This is a genomic window from Micromonospora sp. NPDC005254, from assembly GCF_042872525.1.
Lineage (GTDB): Bacteria > Actinomycetota > Actinomycetes > Mycobacteriales > Micromonosporaceae > Micromonospora.
This window is the reverse complement of sequence record NZ_JBIAKM010000010.1, coordinates 192,746-218,688: the sequence shown is the minus strand read 5'-3', so window position 1 is coordinate 218,688 and position 25,943 is coordinate 192,746. Positions and strand designations below refer to the sequence as shown.

The following is a 25,943-nucleotide window of genomic DNA, read 5'->3' as shown; positions in this document are numbered from 1 at the left end:
GGTGGCTCACCGCCGCTGTCACCGAATGCCCGGCACCGCCGCCTGACGGTTGCCGTCACCGGCCGCCGGGGTGCGGAAGCGGGGCGCGGCGGCGGTGAGCACCGCGGCTGTCGCCGGGACGGACCACCCGTCGGTCAACTCCGCCACCAGGGTGTCGACCAGCCGGGTCACGGCCGGCTCGGCACCCTGGTGCAACGCCTCGGCGGCGATCAGCACCGACGAGGTGCCCGCCCGTACGGCGGACCACGCGCTCTGCCGGTTCGTCCACCGCCGGGCGTGCGCCCGCCCGACGGAGTCGACGAAGGTGACCTCGCCCGGGTCGGGGTGCTCGGTGTCGCCGGCGAAACTCAGGTACGTCTCGTCGCCGTGCGCCGGCCGGACCACCAGGTCGCCGTCGACCCGGTCCAGGTCGAGAACGGCGATGGGGATGGCGTAGGCCGCCGAGACGGCGTTGCAGAGATCGACCAGCGGGTGCACGCGGGGCAGTTCGCCGTCCAGACGTAGCCGGCGCAGCAGGGCTTCGGCCGCGCACCGGTACTTGGTGGGTCGTAATCCCATGGCCGCGTACGCCCGCCGCCACGCCTGGATCTCCCCGAAGGTGCTCTCGGCGCCGTCGGCCAACCGCTTCCGGGCGAGGGCGAGGTAGCCGGCCGTGCGCTGCGCCACGTCGGCCGTGGCGGTGATCCCGGTCGCGTGCACCACGCCGGCGACCAGGTCGGGATGTGCGGCGCGAAGCTGCGCCGAGTGCTCGAACTGCATCAGGCTCCCTATCGTTCGGTGAGGGCGAGCGTCACGCCGAGCGCGACGAACGTGCCGGCGACGGACCGGCGCAGCCAGTCGGTGACGCGGGGGCGGGTCAGCACCCGGTCCCGCAGGCGGGCGGCGAAGACGCCGTAGCCGCTGAACACCACGAAGGTGAGCAGCATGAACACCACGCCGCAGGCGAGCATCGCCCGGGCCGAGCCCGGGGCGGTGGTGTCCACGAACTGCGGGAGGAACGCGACGAAGAACAGCGTCGGCTTCGGGTTGAGCAGGTTGACCAGCACACCGGAGACGATCACCCGGGCCGCCGAGCGGGGTGGGCGTTTGCTCGTCGCCGCGAAGGCGCTGCGGTCGCGGATCGTCGACCAGCCCAGATAGAGCAGGTAGCCGACGCCCAGGTACCGGACGGCCTCGAACGCCGTGGCGCTCGCCTGCAACAGCGCCGCCAGCCCGGTCAACGCCGCCAGCAGATGCGGCACCACGCCCAGCGTGCAGGCGAACGCGGCCAGCACGCCCGCCCGGGCGCCCCGGGACAGTCCGGCGGAGACGGTGAAGAACACCCCGGTGCCGGGGGTGATCACCACGATCAGGGCGGTGATCAGAAAGGGGATGCTCACGGTCGTCCTCCGGCGGAGTCGGGCGGGGTGTCTACGGCCCACTCTGCTGCCAAGATGGTCCGGTGAGCAGGGCCAAAGCGAACGACTCCGCGAGGTCCATAACGGCCGGGTCGGATTTTCTGCACCTCACCGTCGCCGACGCGCCCCCCGGCGGGCGTGCCGACTGGCTCGCCGGCCGGCTACGCCAGGCGATCGCCGAGGGGCGGGTGCCGATCGGCGCTCGACTCCCCGCCACCCGGGTGCTCGCCGCCGACCTCGGCGTCTCCCGGGGCGTGGTCACCGAGGCGTACCAGCGGCTCACCGAGGAGGGGCATCTCACCGGCCGGGGCCGGGCCGGAACGGTGGTCGTCGGCGCCCCGGGGGCGCCGCCCGCGCCGCCGCCCGCCCCGGCGGAACCGGCCGCGCTCTTCCCACCGACGCCCGGCAGCGACATCTTCGACGCGGTACGCGCGGCCCGCGCGACGATCGACCTGACTCCCGGCGTACCCGACCTGACCGCCTTTCCCCGCGCGGACTGGCTGCGGTCGGAACGGGCCGTGCTCCGCCGTGTCGCCGCGGCGGACCTCGGTTACGGCGACCCGTGCGGCGCGCCCGCGCTGCGCGGGGCCGTCGCCACCTGGCTGGCCCGCAACCGGGGCATCACCGTCGACCCGGTCGACGTGATCATCGTGGCCGGGGTGTCCCAGGCGGTCGGGCTCCTCACCCAGGCGCTCCGCCCGGCCGGCATCGATCGCATCGCGGTCGAGGAGCCGGGCTCGCTCGGCGTACGGCAGCACCTGAACAACTGGCAGGTCGTCACCCCGCCGATCAGCGTGGACGACGCCGGGCTGCGCGTCGACGAACTGGTCGCCAGCGGCCTGCGCGCGGTGTTGCTCACGCCCGCGCACCAGTTCCCGACCGGCGTGGTGCTCGACGGTGACCGGCGCCGCCAACTCCTCGACTGGGCGCGGGCCGGCGGTCTGATCATCGAGGACGACTACGACGCCGAGCACCGCTACGACCGGCCCCCGGTGCCGGCGCTGCGGGGCCTGCTGCCCGAGCAGGTCTGCTACGCCGGAAGCGTGTCCAAACTGCTCGCCCCGGCGCTGCGGGTCGGCTGGCTGCTCGTGCCGCGGCGACTGCGGGCGGCGGTGGTGGCCGCCAAACGCAACGCCGATCTGGGCAACGCGGTGCTGCCGCAGCTGGTCCTGGCGGAGCTGATGACCTCCGGCGCGCTGGAGCGGCACCTGCGGCTGCTGCGCCGCCGGCACACCCGCCGCCGGGACGCGATGATCGCCGCCCTGGCCCGGCACCTGCCGACCGCCACGGTGCACGGCGCCGCGGCCGGGCTGCACCTGACGATCACCCTGGACGACGCCGCCGTGGCGGACACGGAGGTGGCGGCGGCGACGCTGGCGCGCGGGGTGAAGGTGCAGCCCCTGTCCTGGCACTGCCAGCGGCCACACCGGCCCGGCCTGGTGCTCGGCTACGCGGCCCGGACGGCGACGGAGATCGACGAGGGCGTCGCCGCCATCGCCGCCGCGCTGCGGCCGACCGGCCGGCCGGCTCGCTCAGCCCAGGAAGAGCTGGACGAGCACGAGCACGGCCAGCAGCGCCGGCCCGCGTGAGCCCTGGCGCAGCAGGTCGACCGGGACCATCCCGAACGGCGTGTTGACCGTCGCGCCGCCGTAGTTGATCGGCGGGCGGGTGCCGGCCCGCCAGGCGGCGGCCACCACCCCGACCGCCAGCGTCGGCGCGAGCCAGGTCGGTCCGGCGTCGAGGGTCGGCAGACTCGGCAGGGTCAGCAGCCACCACAGGCCCGCGCCGACCGCCGGCACCACCACGTGGATTCCGCGCAGCGCGGCGTCGCTGCCACCGAGCGCCCGGCGCAGCCCGGGTGACCGACTGACCGCGCGCAGGCCACCGGTGAGCCGGTCGGTGGCGAAGTAGGCGAACACCACCTGAGTGGCCCCGGCGAGCCCCGGCAGGGCGAGCGCGGCGGCGTACTGGACGCCGATCAGCCCGGCCCAGATCAGCAGAGCGCTGGGGTGGCGGCGCAGGCGGCGTACGTCGGCCTGCAGCAGCGCCCACCACGCCGGGCCGGGCAGGAAGCGGCGGCTGCGGACCCGGCCGATGCGCCGCCACCGCCGGCTCTCCACCAGGCTGGTGAGCATGCTCGGGTCGAGCAGGATCGTGGCCGTCGCGGCGGCGTTGGCGAACTGCGCGCCGGTCGTCAGCGTGGCCCGGTCCACCCGGGGCAGCGCGCGCACGGCGAGAACCGTGCCGAGGACCGCGAGGGGCACCCCGACCGCGACCAGCGCGCCGGTCGGCAGCGCCGCCGGCCGGGGCAGTTCGTCGCCGAGGCGACCGGCGATCACCACCACTGTCGCGACGACGGCGGCCGTCACCATCGGCGCCGCCCCGACCACCGTCGGCCAGCGGCGGCCCGCCCGGCTGCTCTGGGCGACGACGCTCAGGGCGAGCGCGGCGGCGCCCCACCCGGCGCCGGCCGCCGCGGCCCAGCCCACCGCACCCAGCTGGGTGACGCCGCCCAGCACGGCCACGGCGACCGCGAGCAGCGCCGTGCCGGCCGCCGCGCCCGCCAGCAGGACGCCGAGGCGCGGCGCCAGCCAGGCCCGCCGGTCGACCGGGGCGCTGGTCACCCAGCTCTGGGTGGCCGGGGTCACCAGCAGCGGGCCGAGCGCGCGCAGACCCCGCCAGGCGAGCCCCGCGCCGGCCAGCAGCGCGGCGACCGCCAGCCACCAGCGCACCCCCTCGTCGGCGCGGCCGACGGTGGGGGAGACCAGCACGTCGCGGCTGGCGCTGACCGCGAACCAGCCGTACATGCCCACGAAGAGCACGATGACGTACGCGTCGCCCAGCACGTCGCCGAGGGAATGCTCGTGGTGGCGGCGGCGGGCCCGGCGCAGGTGCGTACGCACCTGCCGGGCGGTGGGCAGCCCGGCGGGTGTCTCGGCGATCGTGGCCGGCGGGGCGCTCACCGACCGATCTCGATCCGCTCGTCGACCACCGCGTCGATCAGCTCCGGGTCGTGCGAGGCCAGCAGCACGGCGGTGCCGGCGTCCCGTTCCCGGCGCAGCCGATCGGCCAGCCACTGCCGGCCGCGTACGTCCAACCGCTGCTCGGGCTCGTCCAGGATCAGCACCCGTCGTGGGCGTACGAAGCACGACGCCAGCGCCAGCCGACGGCGCTGCCCACTGGACAGGGTCACCGGCAGCTGGTCGCGGGCCGGTTCCAGGCCCAGCTCGGCGAGCACCTCCTCGACCGGCTCGGCGTCGCCCCCGTGGGCGTACGCGACCAGCTCCAGGTGCTCGACCACCGACAGGTCGGGGAAGAAGTCGATGTCGTCCAGGGCGGCCGCGACCAGCGCCCGCACCTGCGGATCGGTCTCGTCGGCCCGGCGGCCCTGCACCAGCACCTCACCGGCGTCCGGACGGTCGGCGCCGACCACGCACCGCAGCAGGGTGGTCTTGCCGCTGCCGTTGGGGCCCAGCAGCACCGCGATCCGACCCGCCGCCAGCGTGAAGCTCACGTCGTCGAGCACGACCAGGTTGCCGAAGTTGCGGCTGAGTCCCCGCACCGAGAGAGCGTCCACGGTCACACACTCTCCCAGACCCGTGCCACCGGCCAACGCGAGCGATGGACATCACGCCGGCCCGGCGGGCCACGCGGTTCAGAGGCCGGCCGGCGGCGCGTCGGCGTCCTGCTCCAGGCGGTCGTCCGCGGCGGCCAGGGCCCGGTCGTCGGCGACCTCCTCGGCCACCGTCGCCGCGTCCGCCCAGAGCCGCCGCGCCTCGGCCCCGTCGCCCAGCGCGGCGGCGGCGTCGCCCAGGTACAGCAGGGTGCGGCCCAGCCCCGCAGTGGGCCGGGCCTCCGCCCGCAGCCGCCGGCTCTCGGCCAGCAGCTCGTACGCCGCCCGCGCCTGCCCCGGCGTGCTGGTCAGCAGCGTCGCGCCGGCGTTGAGCAGCGCCGCGGCGCGGCTGGTCGGGTCGTTGACCGACTCGTACTCGCGCAGGGCGGCCCGCCACGCCTGCGCCGCGTCCAGGTGCTCGCCGAGGGTCGCGTGCACCAGCACCAGGTTGGTCAGCGCCGCGGCGTAGCCGCGCGCGTCACCCACCGACCGGGACGTGTTCGCCGCCCGCACCAGGTGGTGGTGCGCGCTGTCCAGCTCACCCCGGGCCAGTTGCGCCGCGCCCAGGCCCAGGTCGGTGAGGGCATGCCCGGCGCGGTCCGCCGACGAGCGGTGCCGGCGGGACAGCTCCAGGTGCTCCACCGCGTCGTCGAGCTGCCCGAGATCGAGCAGGGCCAGGCCGAGGTTCATCCGTGCCTGGGCGGTGCCCCGCCGGCCGCGCTCGGCCACCGCGAGGGTGAGCGCCGCCGCCGCGCCCTGCGGGTCGTGCCGGCGTCGGCGCAGCACACCCAGCTCGTTGTGCGCCCACCCGGCGATCTCCGGCCGGTCGTCGGCGGTCGGGGTGGCCAGGACCGTGCGGCAGACCTGCTCCCACTCGTCGAGCCGCTCGACGTGCGCGAGCCACCCGCACAGCGCCACGGCCAACCGGAACCACCACCGGCGGACCCGACGGGGCAGCGTCTCGGCCGCTCCGGCCGGCACCCGGACCACCGCCAGCAGCAGCTCCTGGTGCAGGTCGAACCAGCCGTACGGGTCGTCGTCGAGCGGCAGCGACCACTCCCGGTCCGGCGGGGAGCCGAGCACGGCCAGGTTGGCCGCGTGTCTCTCGGCCCGGCGGGCCAGGTGCCGGGTGAGCCGGGCCTGCGCGGCGACCCGGGAGCGGGCCGGCTCGGCGTCGCGCAGGTGCAGCCGGGCGTTCGCGGCGAGCAGCGGGCGGACCTCGTACCGGTCGCCGCTCGCGCCGACCACGAACGCGGCGGCGGCCAACTCATCGAGAAGCGCGCTCACCCGCTCGGGATGGCGGCGGGCCAGCGCGGCGATGGTCGGCCGGTCCACCGGGGCGGGGGTCAGCGACATCAGCCGGTACAGCCGACGCGCCTCGCGGGTCAGCGCCCGGTACGCGGTGTCCCGTTCGGTGACGAGCTGGGCCGCCGGCGAGACGGCGACGCGCTGGTGCGGCGGGGTGCGCACCGCACGCCGCAGCGCGTCCAGCACGTCGGAGTGCCGCCAGCCGTGCTGGGCGGTGCGGTAACCGAGCGCCCGCACGGTGCGGGGCTGCCGCCCGCACAGGTCGACGATCTTGCGTACCGCCGGGTCGGTGCGCGGGTCGGCGCGGCGGATCCGGGCGGCGGGCGCGGCCCCACCGGCCGCCGCGAACAGCTCGACCGCCTCGTCCGGACCGGGCTCGGCGATCCAGTGCTCCACCACGCCGCCCAGGCCGCTGAGCGCGGGGCCGCCGGCCAGCAGCAGCCGGCAGGTGCGGGCGGTCGGCGGCAGCAACGCGCGGACCTGCTCGGGACGGTCGACGTTGTCCAGCACCAGCAGGATCTTGCGACCGTCGAGCTTGCGGCGCAGCGCGGCGGCGGCGGCCGCGAGGGCGTCCGGGCGGCCCGACGTCGGTGGCGCGGTGCCCAGGACGCCCGCCAGCGCGGTGAGCACCTGCCGCGCGGAGCGGGGACGACCACCGCGGCGCAGGTCGAAATGGTACTGCCCGTCCGGGAAGTCCTCCCGGCACAGGTTCGCCGCCTGGACGGCGCAGGCGGACGTGCCCACCGCCCGCCGGCCCAGCACCGCCACCGCGTGCTCGCGGGCGAGCAGGTCGAGCACCGCCCGGACGTGCTCCTCGCGGCCGGCGAACCCGGCCGTGTACGGCAGGGTGGGCACGTCGGTCAGCGGTGTGGTGACGACGTCGGTGGGCTCCGGGCCGGTCTCCCGGACGGCACGTCGTCGGCGCAGCTCGAACACCACGAAACCGACGCCGCCGAGGACCGCCACCACGATGCTTGCCGGGCCGAGCACACTTGCCGCGAACTCGGACAGCAGGTTGCTGGCCAGGTTGCCGAACACGCCGCTGAGCAGCGTGCCGATCGTCACGAGCACCGGCCAGCGCGGCGTCCGGCCGGGACCGGTGGGGCCGGTCACCGCACGCCCCCGGAGACCAGCCCGGCGACGAGCTGCCGTCGGGCGAGCACCATCAGCACCACCGGAAGCACCGAGGCGAGCACCGACCCGGCGGCCAGGACGCCACTGTTGGACACGAAACCGCGGCTCTGCCCGGCCAGGAACAGCCCGAGCGGGGTGGCCTCCGGCCCGCTGAACAGCAGGCCCACGGCCAGGTCGTTCCAGACCTGGACGAACTCCAGCACCGAGACGGCGATCACGGCCGGCAGGTTGTGCCGGGCCAGCCGGTGCAGGGTGCCCCACCAGCGCCGACCGCCCAGCCGGGCGCCCCGCACCTGCTCGGCCGGCAGGTCGGCGAACGCGTTGCGCAGCACCAGCACTGCGAACGGCACCCCCAGCGCCACGTGCACCAGGGCCAGCCCGCGGGCGGTGCCGGAGGAGAGCACCACGCCGAGCACCTCGTTGACCGGCCCGGCGATCACCTGCACCGGGACGACTGTGGCGGCCATCAGCAGCAGCCCGGTCGCCTGCGCGGCCGGCCCGGTCAGCCACGCCAGCGGGTACGCGGCCAGCAGCGCGACGACCAGCACCGAAGCGGTGACAACGGTCGCCAACAGCAGCGTGAAGCCCAGCGCCCGCCACAGCTCGCCGCCACCGAGCAGCGCCGCGTAGGAGCCCGTCCCGGGCGGAGCCGACCACCAGCCCCGTGCGGCGGCGTCCACCTGCCCGTGCGCGGAGGTCGCCACGAGCACCACGAGCGGGATCAGCCAGGCCACCGCGCCGCCCGCGGCGAGCAGCCGGAACAGTCGTCGCGGCGGCGTCGTCGTCGGGGCGGGCCCGGGTGTCGCCTCGACGCGGGGTGGCGGCCACGCCTGGCGGACGAAGAACGCCGCCACCAGCATCCCGGCGGCCACCGCCGCCAGCCAGACGACGCCGAGCGCGGCGCCCTGCCCGGTGGTGGTGCCGCCCGAGGTCTGCCAGACCCGCAACGCGAGCACCGCCGCGTCGTCGCGGACCGACCCGGGCGTCATGACGAGGATCAGGTCGAAGGTCCGGCTGGTGCCGAGCGCCACCAGCGCGAAGACCACCGCGACGGTGCGCAGCAGCAGCGGTCGCCACTGCGCGTCCCACAGGACGTGTCGTCGGCCGCCGCCGTAGGCGCGGACCGCGTCGGCGAGGCTCGGCGGCAGCCGGTCCAGTGCGGCCCGGAAGACCAGCACGGCCAGACCCACCCACGCCCAGACGAACGCCGACATCAGCGCCACCGTGACCAGGCCCGGCCCGAGCAGTTGCGGCGCGTTGTCGTCCGACCGGCCGGTCAGCCGTGCCGCGAGCAGGGTGGCCAGGCCCCGGGTCGGGTCGGGGTCGTACATGAGGCGGAAGGTCACCCCGGTGACGACCAGCGGCAACGCCACCGGCACCAGCAGGATCAGACGGACCAGCCCGCCCTCCTGGGAACGGCGGGACGCCACGGCGAACAGGTAGCCCAGCGCCGTCACCACCGCCGGCACCAGCACCGCCCACAGCACCGTCCGGCCGACCACCGCGCCGGTGCCGGGCGCGGCGAGCGCCGCGCGGAAGTGCTCCGCGCCGACCCAGCGACCGTCGGTGGTGACGCTGGCGTGCAGCGTGCGCAGCACCGGCCACAGCACCAGCGCGCCGAGCAGCAACGCGGCCGGCAGCAGCAGCGCGGAGGTCGCCCCGGCCGCCGGGTAGGCCCGGCCGCGCCGGGGCGGGCCCACGTCGTCCAGCACCGCCAGCTCGCCGAGCACCTTGACCTGGCTCATCGGCCACCGCCCGCGTCGCGCGCCGCCGCCGCGAGCTGCCCGGTGGCCCGGCGAACCGCCTCACCGGCGGAGACACCGTCGGTGACGTCGGCGAAGAAGTCCTGCATGATCCGCCAGATGCCCACCCCGTCGGAGCCGGTGAACGCCCCGGGCAGTTGGTCGGAGAGGTCGAAGTGCAGGGCGTCGGGGCCGCGCATCTCGCGGGCCAGCTGGCGACGGACCGGGTCGGCGTAGTCGGTGAGCGCGATGGTGGTGTTCGGCGACAGGTAGCCGCCGGCACGCAGCCAGGGCTGGAACGAGTCGGCCCGGGTCAGCCACTCGACCAGCTCCACCCCGCCCCGGGCGTCGGCGAACACCACCGCCACGTCCCCGCCCACGATCAGCGCGCCGCCGCCCGTACCGGCGCTCGGGAACCGGAAGGTGACCGGCTCCTCCGGGCCGCGCCGGAACCGGCCGACCACCTCGGCGGTGAAGTCGGCCTCGAAGACCATCACCGCCCGTCGGGAGCGCACCACCTGGATCACCGACTCCTCGTACTGGGTGAGCAGGGCGCGCCGGCCGCCGCCGGGGAAGGCGCCGTCGATGCTCCACAGCTCGGCGAGCCGGTCCAGGGTGTCGCGCACCGGCCGGCCCTGCCAGTCGGCGTCCGGCCCGGCGAGGGCGTCGTAGGCGGTCGGCGCGAGGTCGGCCAGCACGTTCTCGAACCAGTCGGTGAGCACCCAGCCGTCCGCCGCGCCGATCGCCAGCGGCGCCGGGCCGGCGCCGCGCCGGGCGAGCGCGCCGAGGCGGCGGGTCAACGAGACCAGCTCGTCCCAGCTGGTCGGCTGCTCGGGCAGCATCGAGGGCAGGTGCCAGACCAGTGACTTGTGCGCGGCCTTCACCCAGACGCCGTAGCGCTGCCCGCCGGTCATCAGCAGGTCGCTGAGCCCGATGGGCACCGCGTACTCGGTCGAGGGGCGCACCGGGCGCAGCCAACCCCGCTCCGCGTACTCCGTCACCAGGCCGGGGCGCGACAGGATCGCCACGTCCGGCGAGGTGCCCGCGAGGTGTCGGGCGCGCAGGAACGCGTCGATGTCGTTGCCGGCGCTGACCACGCGCACCGGGTGGGGGTAGGTGGCCACGACCTCCCGGAAGCGGTCCAGCTCGCTGCCGCTCCACACCACCGCCACCTGCACCGAGCGGCCGCCGCCGGTACACCCGGCCGCGGTCGCCGCCGCGCCGGCCGCGGCGGCGCGCAGCAGCGTACGCCGGGTGACCCGGCCGGCCGGCGTCACCGCAGCGCCTCGTCGGGCTCGGTGACCAGCTCGTGGCGGCGGGGGATCTCGGCGAGCGTGGCCGGGTCGGCGGTGCAGACGAGCACGGCCACCCCCGGCGCGTCCGGGGGCGCCAGTCGGGGCAGCAGGTCGGCGAGGCGACTGCCGCCGGACGGGTCGACGGGCAGGTCGACCACGAGCACCTCGGGCAGGCAGACCGCCGCCCGGGCCAGCGCCACCCGGAAGCGCTGGGCGTCGGAGAGCAGGTGCGGCAGCAGATCCAGCGTCGGCGCCAGCTCCAGCCGGTCCACCACGGTCGCCGTCCAGTCGTCGGCCACCTCGTGCACCCGCTCGCGTTTGCGCTGGCCGTACTCGATGTTGCGGCGCACGGTGAGCTGCGGCAGCAGCGCGCCGCCGGCGGGCACGTACCCGATCTGCCGGCGCGGCGGCGCGAGCGCCGTGACGTCCCGGTCACCGACCATGATCCGCCCGGTGACCGGGGCGGCGAGCCCGGCCAGCACCCGGGCCACGGCCGTGCCGACCCGCGGTGGCGCGACCAGGGCGACCGTCGCGCCGGACGGGACGTCGAGCGTCACCGGCCCGGTGCCGGCGACGGCGACCAGTGCGCGTAGTCGTAGCGTGGCCCTCACCTCCGGTGACCGCTGGTGCCCGTCCCAGGGTGGCACACCCTGCCGACAGTCGATGTCCCGCCGATCTTCCACTGTGGAAGGGGCGGCGGCTACCGGGTCGGCGGGCCGGAGGGGGCGTAGAGGGCGGCCAGCCCGGCGGCGGTGGCGGCCAGGCGGTCGCGGAGCGCGAGCGGGGTGAGCACCTCCACGTCGGCGCCGAGGCGCAGCAGGTCACCGTGGGCGTGGGTGAGCGACTCGATCGGCAGGACGGCGGTCACCCAGCCGTGCACGTCGGGTGGCCCTGCGCTGGCGTCCACCGCGGACACCACCGGGTCGCTGCCGATCTCCCGCAGCCGTTCCCGGCCGGCGGGGGACAGCCGTACGGTGGCCTCGTCGCGGTGCAGCCGGGCCCGGAACCGCAGCACGTGCTCCCGCCACCAGGCCGGCAGGTCGAAGTCGGCCGGTCGGTCGAACTCCTGCGCCAACGGGGTCAGCGCGAGGATCTGGTTGACCCGGTAGGTCGCCGGCTCGGCGCGGCCCGGTCGCGTGGCCACCACGTACCACCGGCCGCCCTTGAGCACCAGGCCGTACGGCTCCAGCACCCGGGTCACCTCGCCACGCCAGCCGCGGTAGCGCACCTCGACGCGCTGCTGCCGCCAGACGGCCTCGGCCGTGCGGGCCAGCTCGGGGGAGGCGTCGCCGTCGGCGTACCAACCGGGTGTGTCCAGGTGGAAGCGTTGCTGGAGCTGGGTGGCCCGGTCGCGCAGGGGTGCCGGCAGGGCGGCGTGCAGCTTGAGTTGCAGGGCGGCCACCACGTCGCCGTAGCCGAGCTCGTCGGCGGGGCCGGGCAGCCCGGCCAGGAACAGCCGGTCGGCCTCCTCGCCGGTCAGGCCGGTCAGCCGGGTCCGCCAGCCGTCGACCAGCTGGTAGCCGCCGGCGTGCCCGGCCTCGCCGTAGAGCGGGATGCCGGCGGCGTGCAGCGACTCCACATCCCGGTAGATGGTGCGCGGGGAGACCGACAGCCGCTCGGCGAGCTGCGCGGCGGTCAGCCGACCGTGCGACTGGAGCAGCAGCAGGACGGAGAGAAGTCGACTGGCCCGCACTTCACTGACACTAGCTGTCAGGGGAGCCGTCCTACCGTCCCGGCATGGCTTTTCGCGACAAGGATCTACGAACGCTGGCGCCGGTCCTGGTGGACGGTCGGCAGCTCAAGCGCTACCACATCGACCAGCCGGAGCGGCCGATCGAGCCGGAGGTGTGCAAGGCGGCGTACGACCTGCTGCCCGCGCTGCTGGCCGACGTCCCGTCCGACGGCACACCGGCTGCCGGCTGGGTGGTGCTGCACCGGGGCGCGGACACCGGCGCCTACCTGCTGGCGTACACCTGGGTGTGGGACAACGTGGTGGAGGCCCGCATCGCCGTGGCCGGCCAGCCCGCGCTGGACTGCCCGGACGACGACCCGACCCACTTCGTCGACCTGCGCCGGCCCGGGGTGGGCTGCGTGTGGGAGCTGGCGGTGCTGGAGCACGAGCGGGCCGCCTGGGTCCGGCACATGCTGGTGCCGGAGGCTCCCGACCTGACCGGCTATCTGGATGACACGCGAGCGGAAGGGCCGGTGGGCCGCTGATGGGCGACTTCGACTTCTACGTGGGCACCTGGAACGTGGTCAACCGAAGGCTGCGCGAGCGGCTGACCGGCTGCGACGAGTGGGACGAGTTTCCCGGGGTGTCGGTCGCCCACAGCTTCTTCGGCGGCGGCGGCAACTTCGACGAGATCACCTTTCCGACCAAGGGTTTCTCCGGCGCCACGATCAGGATCTTCGACCGGGCGAGCGAGCAGTGGTCGATCTACTGGATGAACAGCGGTCGCGGGGAGCTGGAGCAGCCGCCGATGGTGGGGCGTTTCGTCGACGGGGTGGGCCGCTTCTACGCCGACGACCAGGACGAGGGTCGGCCGGTCCGGTGCCGGTTCATCTGGTCGGGGATCACCGCGACCACGGCCCGCTGGGAGCAGGCGTTCTCGGTCGACGGCGAACGCACCTGGGAGACGAACTGGATCATGGAATCCACGCGAGCGTCCACCGACTAGCCTGCGGGCCATGCGGAGATGGCGGCGGATCAACCCCTGGGGCGCGGCGCAGGCGGTCACCGGACTCATGCTGCTGGTCGGGTCGACGATGGCCGTCGCCGTGGTGGTCGCCGCCAGCCGTGGACCCGCCGAGGGCAGAATCGACGCATCGGCGGCCCTCGGCCTGACCGGCGCGTTGCTGTTCCTCGGACTGTGCCTGACCTTCGTCCTCCGGATGTACCTGGCCGGGATCTACGTCAACGACGAGGGCGTACGGCTGCGGCACGTGTTCCGCACGCGGACGGTGCGGTGGTCGGAGGTGACCGGCTTCGAGGCGCGTCCCGCGCTGCTCCTCGGCGGGCCCACCGGGCGCGACGCCTGCTGGGTGCTGACGACCGACGGGGCGTTCGAGTCGGCGGTGCAGCGGCGTTCCAGGACGGCGAGCCTGCGCAAGAACAACGGCCCGGTGCTCTCCGCCGACGACTTCGCGCGGATGCTCGCCCGGCTCGACGCCGAGCGGGCCGCCCACCGCTACGGTCAGCGCGGCGGCTCGGCGTCGGTCTCGCGTTAGGTGCCAGGTGTCCGGGACGGTGTTAGTGTCCGTCCACCGCCCCGGACGGGAGGAACGCGATGCCCTCCGACCACGTCGACGTGCTCATCATCGGCGCCGGCCTGTCCGGCATCGGCGCCGCCTGCCATCTGCGCCGCGACTGCCCCGACAAGACGTACGCGGTGCTGGAGGCACGCGACGCGGTCGGTGGCACCTGGGACCTGTTCCGCTACCCCGGCATCCGGTCCGACTCGGACATGTTCACCCTCGGCTACTCGTTCCGGCCGTGGACCGACGCCACGGCCATCGCCGACGGCGCGGCCATCCGGGAGTACGTGCGGGAGACCGCCCGGGAGTACGACGTGCAGCGCCACATCCGCTTCTCCCACCGGGTGACGCGCGCCGAGTGGGACAGCGGCACCGCCCGCTGGACGGTGCACGCCCAGCGCACCGACACCGCCGAGACCGTGATCCTGACCTGCTCGTTCCTGTTCGCCTGCACCGGCTACTACCGCTACGACGAGGGCTACACGCCCACCCTGCCCGGCGTGGACGCGTACGCCGGGCGGCTGGTGCACCCGCAGCACTGGCCCGACGACCTCGACCACACCGGCCAGCGGGTGGTGGTGATCGGCAGCGGCGCGACCGCCGTGACCCTGGTGCCGGCCCTGGCGCAGCGGGCCGCGCACGTGACGATGCTGCAACGCTCACCCACGTACGTCATCGCCCTGCCCTCGCGCGACCGGCTGGCCGGCGCGTTGCGGCGCTGGCTGCCGGCGAACGCCGCGTATTCCGTGGTGCGGTGGAAGAACGTGCTGCTGTCCACGGTCAACTTCCAGCTCAGCCGACGCGCGCCCGGCCTGGTCAAGCGGCTGCTCCGGCGCGGCGCGAAGCGCCAGCTGCCGGTCGGGTACGACGTCGAGCGGCACTTCTCGCCCCGCTACGACCCGTGGGACCAGCGGCTCTGCGTGGTGCCCGACGGTGACCTGTTCACCGCCGTGCAGCAGGGGCGGGCGTCCGTGGTGACCGACACGATCGACACGTTCACCGCGCACGGTGTCCGGCTGGCCTCGGGCGACGAGCTGACCGCCGACATCGTGGTGACCGCGACCGGGCTCAACCTGCTCGCCCTCGGTGGCCTGACGCTGCGCGTGGACGGCGTCGACGTCGACCTGCCGAAGACCGTCGCCTACAAGGGCATGATGCTCTCCGGCGTGCCGAACTTCGCGCTGACCATCGGCTACACCAACGCGTCGTGGACCCTCAAGGCCGACCTGGTCGCCGGCTACGTCTGCCGGTTGCTGCGCCACCTGGACCGCACCGGCCAGCAGGTCGTCACCCCGCTCCCACCGCCCGACGCGCAGCGGGTGCCGCTCATCGACCTGCGCTCGGGCTACGTGCTGCGCAGCGTCGACGCGCTGCCCAAACAGGGCGCGCGGGCACCCTGGCGGCTGCACCAGAACTACGCCCGCGACGTGCTGCTGATGCGGCACGGCCGGCTCACCGACGAGGGTGTGCGCTTCTCCCGCGGCACCCGCCAGGGAAGGAGCACCGATCGTGCGGAGGTTTGAGTTCGCCGGCGCGACGGCCGTCGTGACCGGCGCGGCCAGTGGCATCGGCGCCGCGTTGGCGCACGGCCTGGCCGCTCGGGGCAGTGACCTGGTGCTGCTGGACCGCGACGCCGTGCGGCTGGACGCCGTCGTCGCCGCCATCCACGCCGCGCACCCGGACCGGCAGGTGCACACGTTCCGGGTGGACCTCGCCGACGCGGTGGCCACCGCCCGGGTCGCGGTCGAGATCGGCCAGCGGCACCCGCGCGTCCGGCTGCTGGTGAACAACGCCGGCGTCGGCCTCGGCGGCCGGTTCGACCAGGTGACGTTCGACGAGTTCAGCTGGGTGATCGACATCAACTTCCGGGCCGTGGCGCAGCTGACCCACGCGCTGCTGCCCGCCCTCAAGGCCGAGCCGGGCGCGCACCTGGTCAACATCTCCAGCCTGTTCGGGTTGATCGCGCCGGCCGGGCAGACCGCGTACGCGGCGAGCAAGTTCGCCGTCCGCGGCCTCACCGAGGCGCTGCGCCACGAACTCGTCGACGACGGCATCGGTGTGACCTCGGTGCATCCCGGCGGGATCCGCACCCGGATCACCGAGAACGCCCGGGTCGGCAGCGGCGTGTCGATCGAGGAGTACACCGCCGGCCGGGCCCAGTTCGAGAAGCTGCTCACCATCGCGCCGGAGCGGGCCGCCGAGGTGATCCTGCGAGGCGTCGAGCGGCGCCGGGGCCGGGTGCTGATCGGCTGGTCGGCGAAGCTGCCCGACCTGCTGGCCCGGATCATGCCGGCCTCGTACAACCGGCTGCTGGTCGTCGGCCTCAACCGGGGCGTCGCCCGCCCGGTGCCGGCCGCGCCGCCGGTCGCGGACCTCACCTGATCACGGAGGGCTGCTGCCCCGCTTCTCCTCCTGCGCCAGCACCGCATCGCGGTGCTCCGGCTCGTCGCGGCGGGCCAGTTCCGCGGCGAGCCGCGGGTCGGCCACCAGCCGGTCCCGGTTGCGGTGCAGGAAGCTCTCGAAACCCCCGGTGTACGGGCAGGCCAGCTCGCCGAGCGCCCGCTCCGGGGTGTAACGGCAGCCGGCGCAGTAGTCGCTGATCTCGTCGATGTCGGTGCCGTCCACCGCGTACGGGCGGGTGTCCACCCTGGCCAGGTCGGCGTACTGGCTCATGCCGATGACCGTCGCGTTCATCACCCAGTCGGTGCCGTCGACGAAGCAGTGCCGGAACCAGTCCGCCACCTCGGTGGGACGCCAGCCGCGCTGCAACGCGTAGTTGCCGAGCACCAGCAGCCGGGGGCTGTGGTGCGTCCACGCCCGGTCCCGGACGGCGGCGAGCACGTCGGCCAGACAGCGCGCCTCCACCGCGTCGGCGTCCAGCTCGGCGAACCACTGCGGCATCGGCTCGGTCGCGGCCAGCCAGTTCGCGCCCCGAAACCGTGGCTCGTAGTACCAGTACAACTGCCAGAGGAACTCCCGCCAACCGAGCAGCCCGCGGATGAACGGCTCCACAGCCGTGCGCGGCGCGGCACCGGACCGCCACGCCTGCTCGGCGGCGCGGACGGCCGGCTCGGGGTGCAGCAACCCCAGGTTGAACGACGACGAGAGCGCCGAGTGCGCGAACAGCGGGTCGTCGGCGCTCATCACGTCGGCGTAGCGGCCGAACCCGGGCAGCCGGTACGTCAGGAAGTGCGCCAGCCGGGCCTGCGCCTCGGCGTGCGTGGCGGGGTGCTGCCGGGGGCCGTCGCGGCCGACGAACCGCACCCCGTCGGCCGCCCACCGGTCCAGATCGTGGCGGACCTGCGCGTCGATGTCGTCCTCGACGATCGGCGGTGGAGGCGGCGGCGTCGCCGGCACGGTCGGGGCCTCCGCCCGGGGCCGACGCGGCGCCGGGGTGCCACCGGACCCGCCGGTTCCCCGGGCCGGGCCGCTCAGCACGTCGTGCCAGCGACGGGCCTGCCGGTAGAAGTCGGCCATCCGCAGCGGGCCCCGGCGGGTGCGGTCCGCCCACGCTGCGAAGTCGGCCTGGCTGGTGATGAAGCCGCGCGGCGGCAGCACGGTCAACCCGGGCACCGAGCGGGCGAACTCCAGCGCGGCCCGGGAGTGCGGATGGCACACCTCCACCGGCTCGGTGACCTGGGCCAGGGCCTCGCGGAACGTGCCGGTACGCAGCAGCAGCGCCCGGTCGCCCAACTCGGCGGCGCGGTGGCGCACGGCGGAGAGGATCAGGTGCGCCTTCTGCCGGTGCATCGGCCGACGACGAAACAGCTCCCGGACCTCCACCAGCAGGACCGGTTGATCGGGGTCGTCGAGGAAATGTGGCCCGAGTTGGTCGGCCAGCAACCATCGGCGGTGAAGCATGCCGCAATTCTGCCCACTTCCGGGCCGTCCCGCGCGCCGGCAGGCCGGGTGGTCGATGCCTGATCCAGATCGGGATCAGGCCGTGCGCGTCGCGGCCGGCCCGGCGTCGCGTCCGCGCAGCAGCACCGTCAGCGTCACGAGGGCGACCAGCAACACCGCGAGCACCTGCACCGGGGCCGGACCCAGGGGCGCGAGCAGCGCCAACAGGGCGACGACCGGATAGGCGACGACCACAGCGCCGTGCTGCTGGCGGCGAACGAGCAGCACCCAGACGGTCAGCAGGAAGACGGCTATCGGCACGGCCACCGCGTACGCGGCGGTCGTGCCGGAAATGTGCGCGAGGTGCCGCTCGTGGTCCACCGCCACGGGCAGGCCGGCCCCGACCGCGGCGATCGCCCCGAAGATCAGATAGTGGCCGTAACCCCAGATGAGCGAGTACGGCAACCGGTCCGGCGCCTCGACCGGACGGTCGAAGTAGAGCCACCAGAGCGCGAACACGATGAGCGCGCCGGCCGCCGCGAGCGCCCAGAGACCGTGGTCGCCCGCGTCGAGCCCGGTCTGGATCGCCACCGAGATCGCCAGCACCGCCTCGCCGAGCACGATAAGCGTGAACAGTCCGTACCGCTCGCCGATGTGTCCGGGGTGCCACGGCGTCATCCCGGAACGCTCGGCCACCGCGGGCACCAGCAGATCGGCGAGCGCCAGCAGCACGAACGCCGCGATGCCCCAGCCGTCGGGCAGCGCCAGCCGCAGCAGCCAGCCGAGCTGCACCACTGTCACGCCGATCGCGTAGCGGCGTGCCGCCGCGCGGTGCGCCGGATCGCCGGCGGCCGCCCGGATCCACTGCGTGACGGCGGCCAGCCGCATCACCACGTACCCGTAGGTGATGACGGTGAAGTTGCCGTCGGCGAACGCCCGCGGCACCCCGGCCGCCAGGATCAACGCCCCGGTGATCTGCACCAGCGTGGTGATCCGGTAGACGTCGTCGTCGGTGTCGTACGCCGAGGCGAACCAGGTGAAGTTCATCCACGACCACCAGATCGCGAAGAACACCATCAGGTAGCTGGTCAGCGCGTGGGCGAGGTGGTCCTCGGCTACGTCGTGGTGCAGGCTGGTCGCCGCCTGCGCCACGGCCACCACGAAACACAGGTCGAAGAAGAGCTCCAGCGGGGTGGCGGCACGGTGCGGCTCGTCGCGGCGGCGGGGCCTCATCGGCCGGTAGAAGGGCCGCACCGAACGACTGTGGGTCACCGCAGCTCCTCAGACCGACCGCCGGGTCGCCCACACGATAACGGTCGCGGCGACACGATCCGCCCAGGTCAGCCCCGCCGACGGCCGTGGGTCAACCCCTCCAGCACCAGGGTCAGGCCGGCACCGACCAACCAGATGTCCTTGGCCAGCCCCGCGCCCTGCTGTGTCGGCCGTACGCTGCCCGGCTCGCGCATCCCGGGCGTCTTCAGGTACAGCTGCACGAGGCCCGCGCCGAACGCGGTCAGGCCGAGCCCCACCAGGGGCGCCGGGACGAACGGCGTGAGCAGCGCGGCTCCCAGGGCGATCTCGGAGTACGACAGCAGCTTGGCGAACCGCGGCGGCTCCATCTGACCGAGCTGCGGCATGGCCGCCACCGCCATCCCGTGCATGGCCTGCGCGGCCTCGCCCTCCAGGTTCCGCTTGCCCAGACCCGAGTTGAGAATGTACGCGCCGATGCTGGCCCGCAGCGGCAGGTGCGCGATTTTCATTGTCGCTCCCGGTGGTCGTGGTCCGAATTGTGGCCCGCGTACCCCGCGTGACCCCTGATAACCCGCCCGCCCGTCCGACTGGGCCGACCGTGGTGATCGCGGTAGGTTCGGCAGGGGCCCACCGGCGAGCCCGGTTCATCCGCCTGCCCGGCGTCCGGCCCCGCCGCAGACCACCAGCAGGAGGCGAAGTGAGCCAGGAAGTCCGGGGAGTCATCTCCCGCAGCAAGGGCGCACCGGTCGAGGTCACCACCATCGTGGTGCCCGACCCCGGCCCCGGTGAGGCGATCGTCCGGATCCAGTCCTGCGGGGTCTGCCACACCGACCTGCACTACCGCGAGGGTGGCATCAACGACGACTACCCGTTCCTGCTCGGGCACGAGGCGGCGGGCGTCGTCGAGCAGGTGGGGGAGGGCGTCACCGACGTCGCCCCGGGCGATTTCGTGGTGCTCAACTGGCGGGCCGTCTGTGGCGTCTGCCGGGCCTGCCGCCGGGGTCGGCCCTGGTACTGCTTCAACACCCACAACGCCGCGCAGCGGATGACGCTCACCGACGGCACCGAACTCACCCCGGCGCTGGGCATCGGCGCGTTCGCCGAGAAGACGCTGGTGCACGCCGGTCAGTGCACGAAGGTGAACCCGGCCGCGCGGCCGGCAGCGGTGGGCCTGCTCGGCTGCGGCGTGATGGCCGGGCTCGGCGCGGCGATGAACACCGGCAACGTGACCCGCGGCGACTCGGTAGCGGTGATCGGCTGCGGCGGCGTCGGGGACGCGGCCGTCGCCGGCGCGGCCCTCGCCGGCGCCACCACGATCATCGCGGTGGACACCGACAGCCGCAAGCTCGACTGGGCCCGACAGTTCGGCGCGACGCACACCGTCAACGCCTCCGAGACCGACCCGGTCGAGGCCATCCGTGCCGCCACCGGCGGTTTCGGGGCCGACGTGGTGATCGACGCGGTGGGGCGACCGGAGACCTGGAAGCACGCCTTCTACGCCCGGGACCTGGCCGGCACGGTCGTGCTGGTCGGCGTTCCGACCCCGCAGATGCGGATCGAGCTGCCGCTGCTGGACGTCTTCGGGCGCGGCGGCGCCCTCAAGTCCAGCTGGTACGGCGACTGCCTGCCCAGCCGGGACTTCCCGATGCTCACCGAGCTGTACCTGCAGGGCCGTCTCGACCTGGACGCGTTCGTCACCGAGGAGATCGCTCTGGACCAGGTCGAGAACGCGTTCGACCGGATGCACCACGGCGACGTGCTCCGCTCGGTTGTGGTTTTCTGATGGCCGTCCGGGTCGACCACGCGGTCACCTCGGGCACGTTCTCGCTCGACGGGCAGACGTTCGAGGTGGACAACAACGTCTGGGTGATCGGCGACGACGACGAGTGCGTCATCCTCGACGCGCCGCACGACGTGGCCGCGATCCTCGCGCTGGTGGGCGGCCGCCGGGTCCGGACGATCCTGGCCACCCACGGGCACGATGACCACGTACGGGTGGCGCCCGAACTGGCCGAGGCAACCGGCGCTCCGGTACTGCTGCACGCCGCCGACCGGGTGCTCTGGGACCTGGTCCACCCCCACCTGCCGCCGCACGGTGAGCTGCGGGACGGGCAGAGCATCGAGGTGGCCGGCACCGCGCTGTGGGTACTGCACACCCCCGGGCACAGTCCCGGCGCGTGCAGCTTCTACGCCCCGGACCTGGGGGCGGTGTTCACCGGCGACACCCTGTTCCAGGGAGGGCCGGGCGCGACCGGGCGCTCGTACAGCGACTTCGGCACCATCGTCGAGTCGATCCGCACCCGGCTGCTGACCCTGCCCGCGGAGACGGTCGTGCACACCGGGCACGGCGACGACACCACCATCGGCGCGGAGGCCCCGCACCTGCCCGAGTGGCTGGCGCGCGGGCACTGACGGCGGCTCAGCGCTCGTCGGCGGGGCCGAGCACCGGCTTGACGTCCAGGACGGGGGTGCCGTCGAGGGCCTCCAGGTCGGCCACCTCGACGCGCAGCCCGTCCACCGCCAGCACCCGCACCCGGTGCAGGCCGATCGGGTTGGGTCGGTGCGGGGAGCGGGTGCTGAACACGCCGGTGTGCGGGCGGGCCTCGTCGCCGCGCGGGTGCACGGCCAGCACGTCGCGCCGGGCGCGGTCCAACCAGGTCAGCACCAGCAGCTCCGCGCCGGCCGACAGGTCGGTCAGGGCCCGCTCGACCTGCCGGTCGAAGATCAGCCACGCCGTTGGCGCGCCCTCATCGCCCTGCCGGGGCGCGCTCGCCGCGTCGGTCAGCGGCGAGGCCACCCGACCGACCGGACGCAACAGGTACGTGTCGTCGCCATACGTCTCGACCATCGTCGCTCCCTTCCGGACGGTGTCAGCCTAGGGCGTTGTTAGGATCCGCCGCATGACCGCCGAGCAGCACCCCGCACCCGTCGTCCGTCAGCTGCGCCTCGTGGTGGAGGCGGCCGACCACGAGGCCGCGGTGGCGTTCTACCGGGACGCCCTCGGCCTGCCCGAGGAGGCGGCGTTCACCGGTGACGGCGATGCCCGGGTGGTGATCCTGGACGCCGGTCGGGCCACCCTGGAGATCGCCAACCCGGTGCAGAAGCGCATGATCGACGACGTCGAGGTGGGCCGGCAGGTCGCGCCGCGCATCCGGGTGGCCTTCGAGGTGGACGACGCGCGGGCGACCACGGCTCGGCTGGTCGCCGCCGGGGCGAGCGAGATCGCCCCACCGACGCGTACGCCCTGGCAGTCGCTGAACTCCCGCCTGGACGCCCCGGCGGACCTGCAGATCACCGTCTTCGAGGAGCTGGGCGCACCGCAGGAGCGCGCCGTGGACCCCGGACATGACGGCGACGTCTGAGCGACGGCTCCGCGCCGCACTCACCCCGGCACAGGCGGCTGCCCTCGCGTACGTGCGGTCGTCGGCGGTGGTCGATCGTCCGGCGGCGCTCGCCGCGATCGAACGGCACCTCGTCGCCGCCGACCTCGGCCACCGGCCGCAACGGCTGCTCGCCGCGGCAGCCCAGCGTGGCCGGCTCACCGTCAACTTCCACCCCGACCGCCGGTGCGCCGACGGGCGTGACGTCGCGTCCGCGCTGGCCGAGGACGGGGTGTACCGCAGTCAGTTCGTCACCGGCATCTCCAACGGCGGGCTCACCGCGTACCCCGGTGGCGACCGCGACCGGTGGGAGCACCGGATGTTCGGCGGCGCGTACCAGGCGCCCGGGGTGGCGCCGGCGGACCGACCCACGTACGGCGGGATGAACCTGCTCGACCACGCGGACGGCGGCTGTCCCCGCTTCGGCTCCTGTCACCTGCGGCTGCGTCCGGCGGTGCTGGGCCGGGCGACCTTCTGCCTCGGCGACAGCCACCTCGGTCCGGGCGTGGTGGGCACGGCCGACGCCTTCGAGGCGGTGCTCGCCGGGCTGCTGGCCGGCGTGGCCGGCACGGGCGCGTGCCTCGGGCGGGCCGGGATGGACGTCGCCACCCTGGCCCGGACGCTGCTGGAGGCGCCGAGCACGCAGGCCACGGTCGGGCGCGCGCTCGACGACTACGTGGAGGCCCAGATCCACGGCCCTCTCGACCTCGCGCACGACGTCGAGGAACTGGTGGTGGACCCGTCCTTCGCCGGCACCCCGACCGGGGCGACGCTGGAATCGATCGCCCGGCGGTACGGTTTCCCGCTGCGGTGGCACCCCGGCTTCGCGCTGGCCGTCGACGAGGTCGACGCCGAGTTCCGGGGCCCCGCGATCCCGGTGCTGGCGGCACGCCTGCACCGGGAGTTCGCCCGCCCGGGCGCACCGGTGGACGCGGAGCTGATCGGTCGGGGCGCCGTCTCGGTGGTCACCGAACCCCAGCGGTGGGCGGACCGGGGCCCGGTCGCCGACACCCTGCAGCACCTCAAGCAGCTCTGGCACGTTCTCGTCCGGTTCGGCACGACCCACCCCGGCTGACCCGGTCCGGGCGGGCCGCGTCAATCGTCCCGTTTCGCCGCCCGGTGTGCCCGCCATCCGATTGTCGGAGTGACCGGGACCGCAGGCCGCCGCGGCTCGGGCATTTCCGGAATGACCGACACGTCAACCCGGTTGTGTCCCCCGTACCGCCGGAGCCCAAACCTTTCCGCGGTCATCTCTCCCGAGGAGCGTTCACCCCGGAGCGCTCCGCACGATCGAAAGGAACCATCGTGAAGGTCGACTTCACTCGATGGCTCCCCGCCATCGCTAAGGACTCGTACCGCAAGACCGCGCTGAGCGTGGTGGGTGTGGCTGCCCTCGGTGGTCTGGCGCTCGCGCCGACCGCGGCCGCCGCCCCGGTCACCACCGGGCCGCACCAGGGCGCTGTCGCCGCCATCGACCTCGCCACCGGCAAGGCCGCCACCGCGGCCCACCAGGATCAGCCAGTCGAGTCCGGGCTGACCACCGGCTCCGCCACCGGCAAGCCGCCGGCCGGCAAGCCGAGCCGCGACGAGTTGATCCCGCACGGCATCGAGGGCGCCCAGTCGCGCATCCCGCTCGACGACGCGCAGCTCGACAACGCCCGGGCGATCGTGGACGCCGCCAAGAAGACCGGCGTCGGCGACCGTGGCGCGGTGATCGGCGTCGCCACCTCGTTGCAGGAGTCGAAGCTCTACAACCTCGGCCACCTCGGCGCGTACAACGACCACGACTCGCAGGGCCTGTTCCAGCAGCGCCCGTCGTCCGGTTGGGGCACGCCCGAGCAGATCACCGACCCGGAGTACGCCGCCACGGCGTTCTTCAGCGCGCTGAAGAACGTGGGCGGTTGGCAGGACCTGCCGCTGACCGCCGCCGCGCAGACCGTGCAGGTCTCCGCCTTCCCGTACGCGTACGCGCAGTGGGAGGAGCAGGCGGCGGACGTCGTCCAGCAGCTCTGGTGACACGACACGCACGCACACGCCGGCCGACTCCCCTCTCGGGAGCCGGCCGGCGCCGTCGTGTCCGGCTACCTCAGCAGGCCGCGTACAGGCGACGGGTGCCGACCCCGGCGGCGTACGCGGCCCGGTCGCTGAACCGGCAGCCGTAGTCGGGTCGGGCCACCACCGCCGGGTCGGTCACCGTGTCGCCGGCCGGGCGCTTGCCGGTGCGTACCCAGGACGCCAGGTCGTCCCAGGCGGCGCCGGCCTCGGCCGGGCTGAACTCGCAGTGCTGCGCGGCCCGGATGGCCCGCTGCACCACCAGCCGGCTGCGACCGTGCCGCGCCACGTCGGTGGCGTACGCCTGCTCCATGCTGAACGGCACGAACATGTCGCCCAGGTCGTGCAGGCTGACCACGGGCGCGCTCGGCCGCCCGGCGATCTTCGGCACCTCGGTAAGAGTCGGCAGGAGTCGCTGCACGATGTTCTCCGGAGCCACCCGCTGCACCGACGAGTTGACGTCGACGGGGCTGTTCGGGCTGTAGCGGGTCAGCAGGTTGGTGGAGATCTGGCTGGGCCGCTGGGCGGGGGAGTCGCCGCCGTCGGTCACCGCGATGGAGAAGAGGAAGTCCTTCCAGACCGCGAAGGCCGCCTCCGCGCCGGGCCGTGGTCCGCCCGTACGGTTCACGGTGATGGCCCGCAACTGTTTGCCCCGGTCGGTGGTGGTGTCCGGCCCGGTGGGCGTGAGCCCCGCCAGCCCGAGCGCCACCTGGATGCGGGGCACCGCGTTGCTCAGGTAGTCGGCCGGCGTCGGGTAGGCCGGCACTCCGGCGAGGGCCTGCGCGACCAGGTTGTAGTCGAGATAGAAGTCCAGCAGCGTCTGGTCACCGAGCACGCCGCACATGGGCAGCGCCCCGTCGTAGTAGCCGGGGTACTGCTCCAGCGAGCGCCCGATGACGTACCCGCCCATCGACACCCCCGCCAGGTAGGTGCGGTGGGGCCTGCGCACGGTCCGTCCGAAGTGGTCGGCGAGGTCCCGCGTGCTCAGCACGCCGGAGCGGATGTCGAAGCCGTTGCGGTCGTACGACGACGACGCCCACGCGTACCCCTGGGCCAGCAGCCGCTGGCGCAACTCGAAGGCCGGCGGCTCCGGCGAGAGCACCGTGCCCTGGCCGCGGTAGCCGTGCGCCCACACCACCAGGTCGCCGTTCCACCGGGCGGGAACCTCGATGATGTACGCGGCGTGCCGGTGCACGCCCTGGCGTACCGTCGTCGGCTTGCCGGCCACCACCAGCGGCGCCAGCGGCGGATTCTGGAAGGTGTAGCCGGGCAGCGGCTGGTCGCCGGAGGGGTCGTGGCCGCCGGTGGAAGCGCCTGCGGTGCTGGGTGCGGCGGCGGTGGGTGCGGCGGCGGTGGGTGCGGCGTCGAACAGTCCGACGGCCAGGGTCAGTGTCGCGGTGGCGGCGATCAGGCGGCGCAGCCTACGAACGGGTACGGACAGCATCGATGCTCCCCATCGGACGGATGTCGCCTGCGGGGGCGACCAGGCGGGACGGTTGCCTACCGGCCGGTAGCGCCCTGAACCTAGGACTGCCGTCGACCGGAGTCAATGGCTGAGCTGACCGACCAGTCAGACGGTCGGTGCGGCCTGCCCGGACTGGCGCCCTGGCCGTGCGGTGCGTGTCCTGGCCGTGCGGTGCGTGTCCTGGCCGTGCGGTGCGTGTCCTGGCCGTGCG

At 74.4% G+C, this 25,943-nt stretch carries 25 protein-coding genes; 11 read left to right on the top strand and 14 right to left on the bottom strand.

Features of this window, described 5'->3' with window-relative positions:
* Positions 1-18 precede the first annotated feature (18 nt).
* Positions 19-759, bottom strand: coding sequence for a phenylalanine--tRNA ligase beta subunit-related protein (locus tag ACFYPR_RS28045; protein ID WP_355068289.1), 741 nt, complete (start codon positions 757-759; stop codon positions 19-21).
* A gap of 8 nt (positions 760-767) precedes the next feature.
* Complete coding sequence (locus tag ACFYPR_RS28040; protein WP_355068291.1) at positions 768-1,379, bottom strand: LysE family translocator; 612 nt, start codon at positions 1,377-1,379, stop codon at positions 768-770.
* A gap of 62 nt (positions 1,380-1,441) precedes the next feature.
* On the opposite strand from ACFYPR_RS28040, the gene ACFYPR_RS28035 reads away from it, so the two are divergent.
* Positions 1,442-2,986, top strand: a complete 1,545-nt coding sequence (locus tag ACFYPR_RS28035) for a PLP-dependent aminotransferase family protein (protein ID WP_387263348.1) — start codon at positions 1,442-1,444, stop codon at positions 2,984-2,986.
* Here ACFYPR_RS28035 and ACFYPR_RS28030 read toward each other — a convergent pair.
* The 7 genes from ACFYPR_RS28030 to ACFYPR_RS28000 form a co-directional block, all read right to left on the bottom strand.
* Complete coding sequence (locus ACFYPR_RS28030) at positions 2,930-4,360, bottom strand: DUF6297 family protein (RefSeq protein ID WP_387263346.1); 1,431 nt, start codon at positions 4,358-4,360, stop codon at positions 2,930-2,932. The two genes, ACFYPR_RS28035 and ACFYPR_RS28030, sit on opposite strands and share 57 nt — an antisense overlap.
* Entirely contained in the window at positions 4,357-4,959 is a 603-nt protein-coding gene (locus ACFYPR_RS28025; protein WP_387182630.1) for an ATP-binding cassette domain-containing protein, read from the bottom strand. Before ACFYPR_RS28025 ends, ACFYPR_RS28030 begins: the two co-directional genes overlap by 4 nt.
* Positions 4,960-5,052: 93 nt before the next feature.
* On the bottom strand, positions 5,053-7,431 hold the full coding sequence (locus tag ACFYPR_RS28020; RefSeq protein WP_387263343.1) for a tetratricopeptide repeat protein: 2,379 nt from the start codon (positions 7,429-7,431) through the stop codon (positions 5,053-5,055).
* The gene (locus ACFYPR_RS28015; protein ID WP_387263341.1) at positions 7,428-9,197 is read right to left on the bottom strand and encodes a hypothetical protein; all 1,770 of its coding nucleotides are present in this window, start codon (positions 9,195-9,197) and stop codon (positions 7,428-7,430) included. Before ACFYPR_RS28015 ends, ACFYPR_RS28020 begins: the two co-directional genes overlap by 4 nt.
* Entirely contained in the window at positions 9,194-10,471 is a 1,278-nt protein-coding gene (locus ACFYPR_RS28010) for a hypothetical protein (protein WP_387263339.1), read from the bottom strand. The genes ACFYPR_RS28015 and ACFYPR_RS28010 overlap by 4 nt, the downstream gene beginning before the upstream one ends.
* Positions 10,468-11,100 carry an ATP-binding cassette domain-containing protein gene (locus ACFYPR_RS28005; RefSeq protein WP_387263336.1) on the bottom strand — a complete coding sequence of 211 codons (633 nt, stop codon included), beginning with the start codon at positions 11,098-11,100 and terminating at the stop codon, positions 10,468-10,470. The genes ACFYPR_RS28010 and ACFYPR_RS28005 overlap by 4 nt, the downstream gene beginning before the upstream one ends.
* Positions 11,101-11,189: 89 nt before the next feature.
* Entirely contained in the window at positions 11,190-12,182 is a 993-nt protein-coding gene (locus tag ACFYPR_RS28000; RefSeq protein ID WP_363938939.1) for a WYL domain-containing protein, read from the bottom strand.
* Positions 12,183-12,226: 44 nt separating this feature from the next.
* On the opposite strand from ACFYPR_RS28000, the gene ACFYPR_RS27995 reads away from it, so the two are divergent.
* From ACFYPR_RS27995 to ACFYPR_RS27975, 5 genes are read left to right on the top strand one after another with little or no spacing between them, the layout of a single operon-like run.
* Entirely contained in the window at positions 12,227-12,706 is a 480-nt protein-coding gene (locus ACFYPR_RS27995; RefSeq protein WP_354861306.1) for a hypothetical protein, read from the top strand.
* Complete coding sequence (locus ACFYPR_RS27990; protein WP_387263331.1) at positions 12,706-13,167, top strand: hypothetical protein; 462 nt, start codon at positions 12,706-12,708, stop codon at positions 13,165-13,167. Before ACFYPR_RS27995 ends, ACFYPR_RS27990 begins: the two co-directional genes overlap by 1 nt.
* Before the next feature lie 10 nt (positions 13,168-13,177).
* Positions 13,178-13,717, top strand: coding sequence for a PH domain-containing protein (locus ACFYPR_RS27985; protein ID WP_387263330.1), 540 nt, complete (start codon positions 13,178-13,180; stop codon positions 13,715-13,717).
* A 59-nt stretch (positions 13,718-13,776) separates the two neighbouring features.
* A complete protein-coding gene (locus ACFYPR_RS27980) occupies positions 13,777-15,267 on the top strand; it encodes a flavin-containing monooxygenase (RefSeq protein WP_387263327.1) in 1,491 nt (496 codons plus the stop codon).
* Positions 15,254-16,126, top strand: coding sequence for an SDR family oxidoreductase (locus ACFYPR_RS27975; RefSeq protein ID WP_363938943.1), 873 nt, complete (start codon positions 15,254-15,256; stop codon positions 16,124-16,126). Before ACFYPR_RS27980 ends, ACFYPR_RS27975 begins: the two co-directional genes overlap by 14 nt.
* On the opposite strand, the gene ACFYPR_RS27970 is transcribed toward ACFYPR_RS27975, so the two are convergent.
* The 3 genes from ACFYPR_RS27970 to ACFYPR_RS27960 form a co-directional block, all read right to left on the bottom strand.
* Entirely contained in the window at positions 16,127-17,605 is a 1,479-nt protein-coding gene (locus ACFYPR_RS27970) for a cryptochrome/photolyase family protein (RefSeq protein WP_363938945.1), read from the bottom strand.
* Positions 17,606-17,680: 75 nt separating this feature from the next.
* Positions 17,681-18,856, bottom strand: coding sequence for a low temperature requirement protein A (locus tag ACFYPR_RS27965; RefSeq protein ID WP_387263324.1), 1,176 nt, complete (start codon positions 18,854-18,856; stop codon positions 17,681-17,683).
* A 68-nt stretch (positions 18,857-18,924) separates the two neighbouring features.
* Positions 18,925-19,344 carry a hypothetical protein gene (locus tag ACFYPR_RS27960; RefSeq protein WP_355136913.1) on the bottom strand — a complete coding sequence of 140 codons (420 nt, stop codon included), beginning with the start codon at positions 19,342-19,344 and terminating at the stop codon, positions 18,925-18,927.
* Between the two features lie 188 nt (positions 19,345-19,532).
* Here ACFYPR_RS27960 and ACFYPR_RS27955 point away from each other — a divergent pair, with 188 nt between their 5' ends.
* A complete protein-coding gene (locus ACFYPR_RS27955) occupies positions 19,533-20,618 on the top strand; it encodes an S-(hydroxymethyl)mycothiol dehydrogenase (RefSeq protein ID WP_355136915.1) in 1,086 nt (361 codons plus the stop codon).
* Positions 20,618-21,247, top strand: coding sequence for an MBL fold metallo-hydrolase (locus tag ACFYPR_RS27950; RefSeq protein ID WP_355068319.1), 630 nt, complete (start codon positions 20,618-20,620; stop codon positions 21,245-21,247). The genes ACFYPR_RS27955 and ACFYPR_RS27950 overlap by 1 nt, the downstream gene beginning before the upstream one ends.
* A gap of 7 nt (positions 21,248-21,254) precedes the next feature.
* Here the strand turns inward: ACFYPR_RS27950 and tsaA are convergent, their stop codons facing one another.
* Positions 21,255-21,683: a tRNA (N6-threonylcarbamoyladenosine(37)-N6)-methyltransferase TrmO gene (tsaA, locus tag ACFYPR_RS27945; protein WP_355136917.1), complete on the bottom strand. Its 429-nt coding sequence runs from the start codon at positions 21,681-21,683 to the stop codon at positions 21,255-21,257.
* A gap of 52 nt (positions 21,684-21,735) precedes the next feature.
* Between tsaA and ACFYPR_RS27940 the strand changes: the two genes are divergently transcribed.
* The 3 genes from ACFYPR_RS27940 (at position 21,736) to ACFYPR_RS27930 (ending at position 24,231) form a co-directional block, all read left to right on the top strand.
* Positions 21,736-22,197 carry a VOC family protein gene (locus tag ACFYPR_RS27940; protein ID WP_355136919.1) on the top strand — a complete coding sequence of 154 codons (462 nt, stop codon included), beginning with the start codon at positions 21,736-21,738 and terminating at the stop codon, positions 22,195-22,197.
* Positions 22,181-23,290: a DUF3626 domain-containing protein gene (locus ACFYPR_RS27935; RefSeq protein WP_387263320.1), complete on the top strand. Its 1,110-nt coding sequence runs from the start codon at positions 22,181-22,183 to the stop codon at positions 23,288-23,290. The genes ACFYPR_RS27940 and ACFYPR_RS27935 overlap by 17 nt, the downstream gene beginning before the upstream one ends.
* A gap of 230 nt (positions 23,291-23,520) precedes the next feature.
* Positions 23,521-24,231 carry a hypothetical protein gene (locus tag ACFYPR_RS27930; RefSeq protein WP_387263317.1) on the top strand — a complete coding sequence of 237 codons (711 nt, stop codon included), beginning with the start codon at positions 23,521-23,523 and terminating at the stop codon, positions 24,229-24,231.
* Between the two features lie 70 nt (positions 24,232-24,301).
* On the opposite strand, the gene ACFYPR_RS27925 is transcribed toward ACFYPR_RS27930, so the two are convergent.
* Positions 24,302-25,711, bottom strand: coding sequence for a hypothetical protein (locus tag ACFYPR_RS27925; protein ID WP_387263314.1), 1,410 nt, complete (start codon positions 25,709-25,711; stop codon positions 24,302-24,304).
* Positions 25,712-25,943: the final 232 nt, after the last annotated feature.

Bases quoted from the DNA above. Each gene is read 5' to 3' on its own strand.
- ACFYPR_RS27985 (WP_387263330.1), top strand. From the start codon at position 13,178: ATGCGGAGATGGCGGCGGATCAACCCCTGGGGCGCGGCGCAGGCGGTC.
- ACFYPR_RS27925 (WP_387263314.1), bottom strand. From the start codon at position 25,711: ATGCTGTCCGTACCCGTTCGTAGGCTGCGCCGCCTGATCGCCGCCACC.
- ACFYPR_RS27970 (WP_363938945.1), bottom strand. From the start codon at position 17,605: ATGCTTCACCGCCGATGGTTGCTGGCCGACCAACTCGGGCCACATTTC.
- ACFYPR_RS27995 (WP_354861306.1), top strand. From the start codon at position 12,227: ATGGCTTTTCGCGACAAGGATCTACGAACGCTGGCGCCGGTCCTGGTG.
- ACFYPR_RS27950 (WP_355068319.1), top strand. From the start codon at position 20,618: ATGGCCGTCCGGGTCGACCACGCGGTCACCTCGGGCACGTTCTCGCTC.
- ACFYPR_RS27990 (WP_387263331.1), top strand. From the start codon at position 12,706: ATGGGCGACTTCGACTTCTACGTGGGCACCTGGAACGTGGTCAACCGA.
- ACFYPR_RS27940 (WP_355136919.1), top strand. From the start codon at position 21,736: ATGACCGCCGAGCAGCACCCCGCACCCGTCGTCCGTCAGCTGCGCCTC.
- ACFYPR_RS27935 (WP_387263320.1), top strand. From the start codon at position 22,181: ATGACGGCGACGTCTGAGCGACGGCTCCGCGCCGCACTCACCCCGGCA.
- ACFYPR_RS27980 (WP_387263327.1), top strand. From the start codon at position 13,777: ATGCCCTCCGACCACGTCGACGTGCTCATCATCGGCGCCGGCCTGTCC.
- ACFYPR_RS28045 (WP_355068289.1), bottom strand. From the start codon at position 759: ATGCAGTTCGAGCACTCGGCGCAGCTTCGCGCCGCACATCCCGACCTG.
- ACFYPR_RS28015 (WP_387263341.1), bottom strand. From the start codon at position 9,197: ATGAGCCAGGTCAAGGTGCTCGGCGAGCTGGCGGTGCTGGACGACGTG.
- tsaA (WP_355136917.1), bottom strand. From the start codon at position 21,683: ATGGTCGAGACGTATGGCGACGACACGTACCTGTTGCGTCCGGTCGGT.
- ACFYPR_RS27960 (WP_355136913.1), bottom strand. From the start codon at position 19,344: ATGAAAATCGCGCACCTGCCGCTGCGGGCCAGCATCGGCGCGTACATT.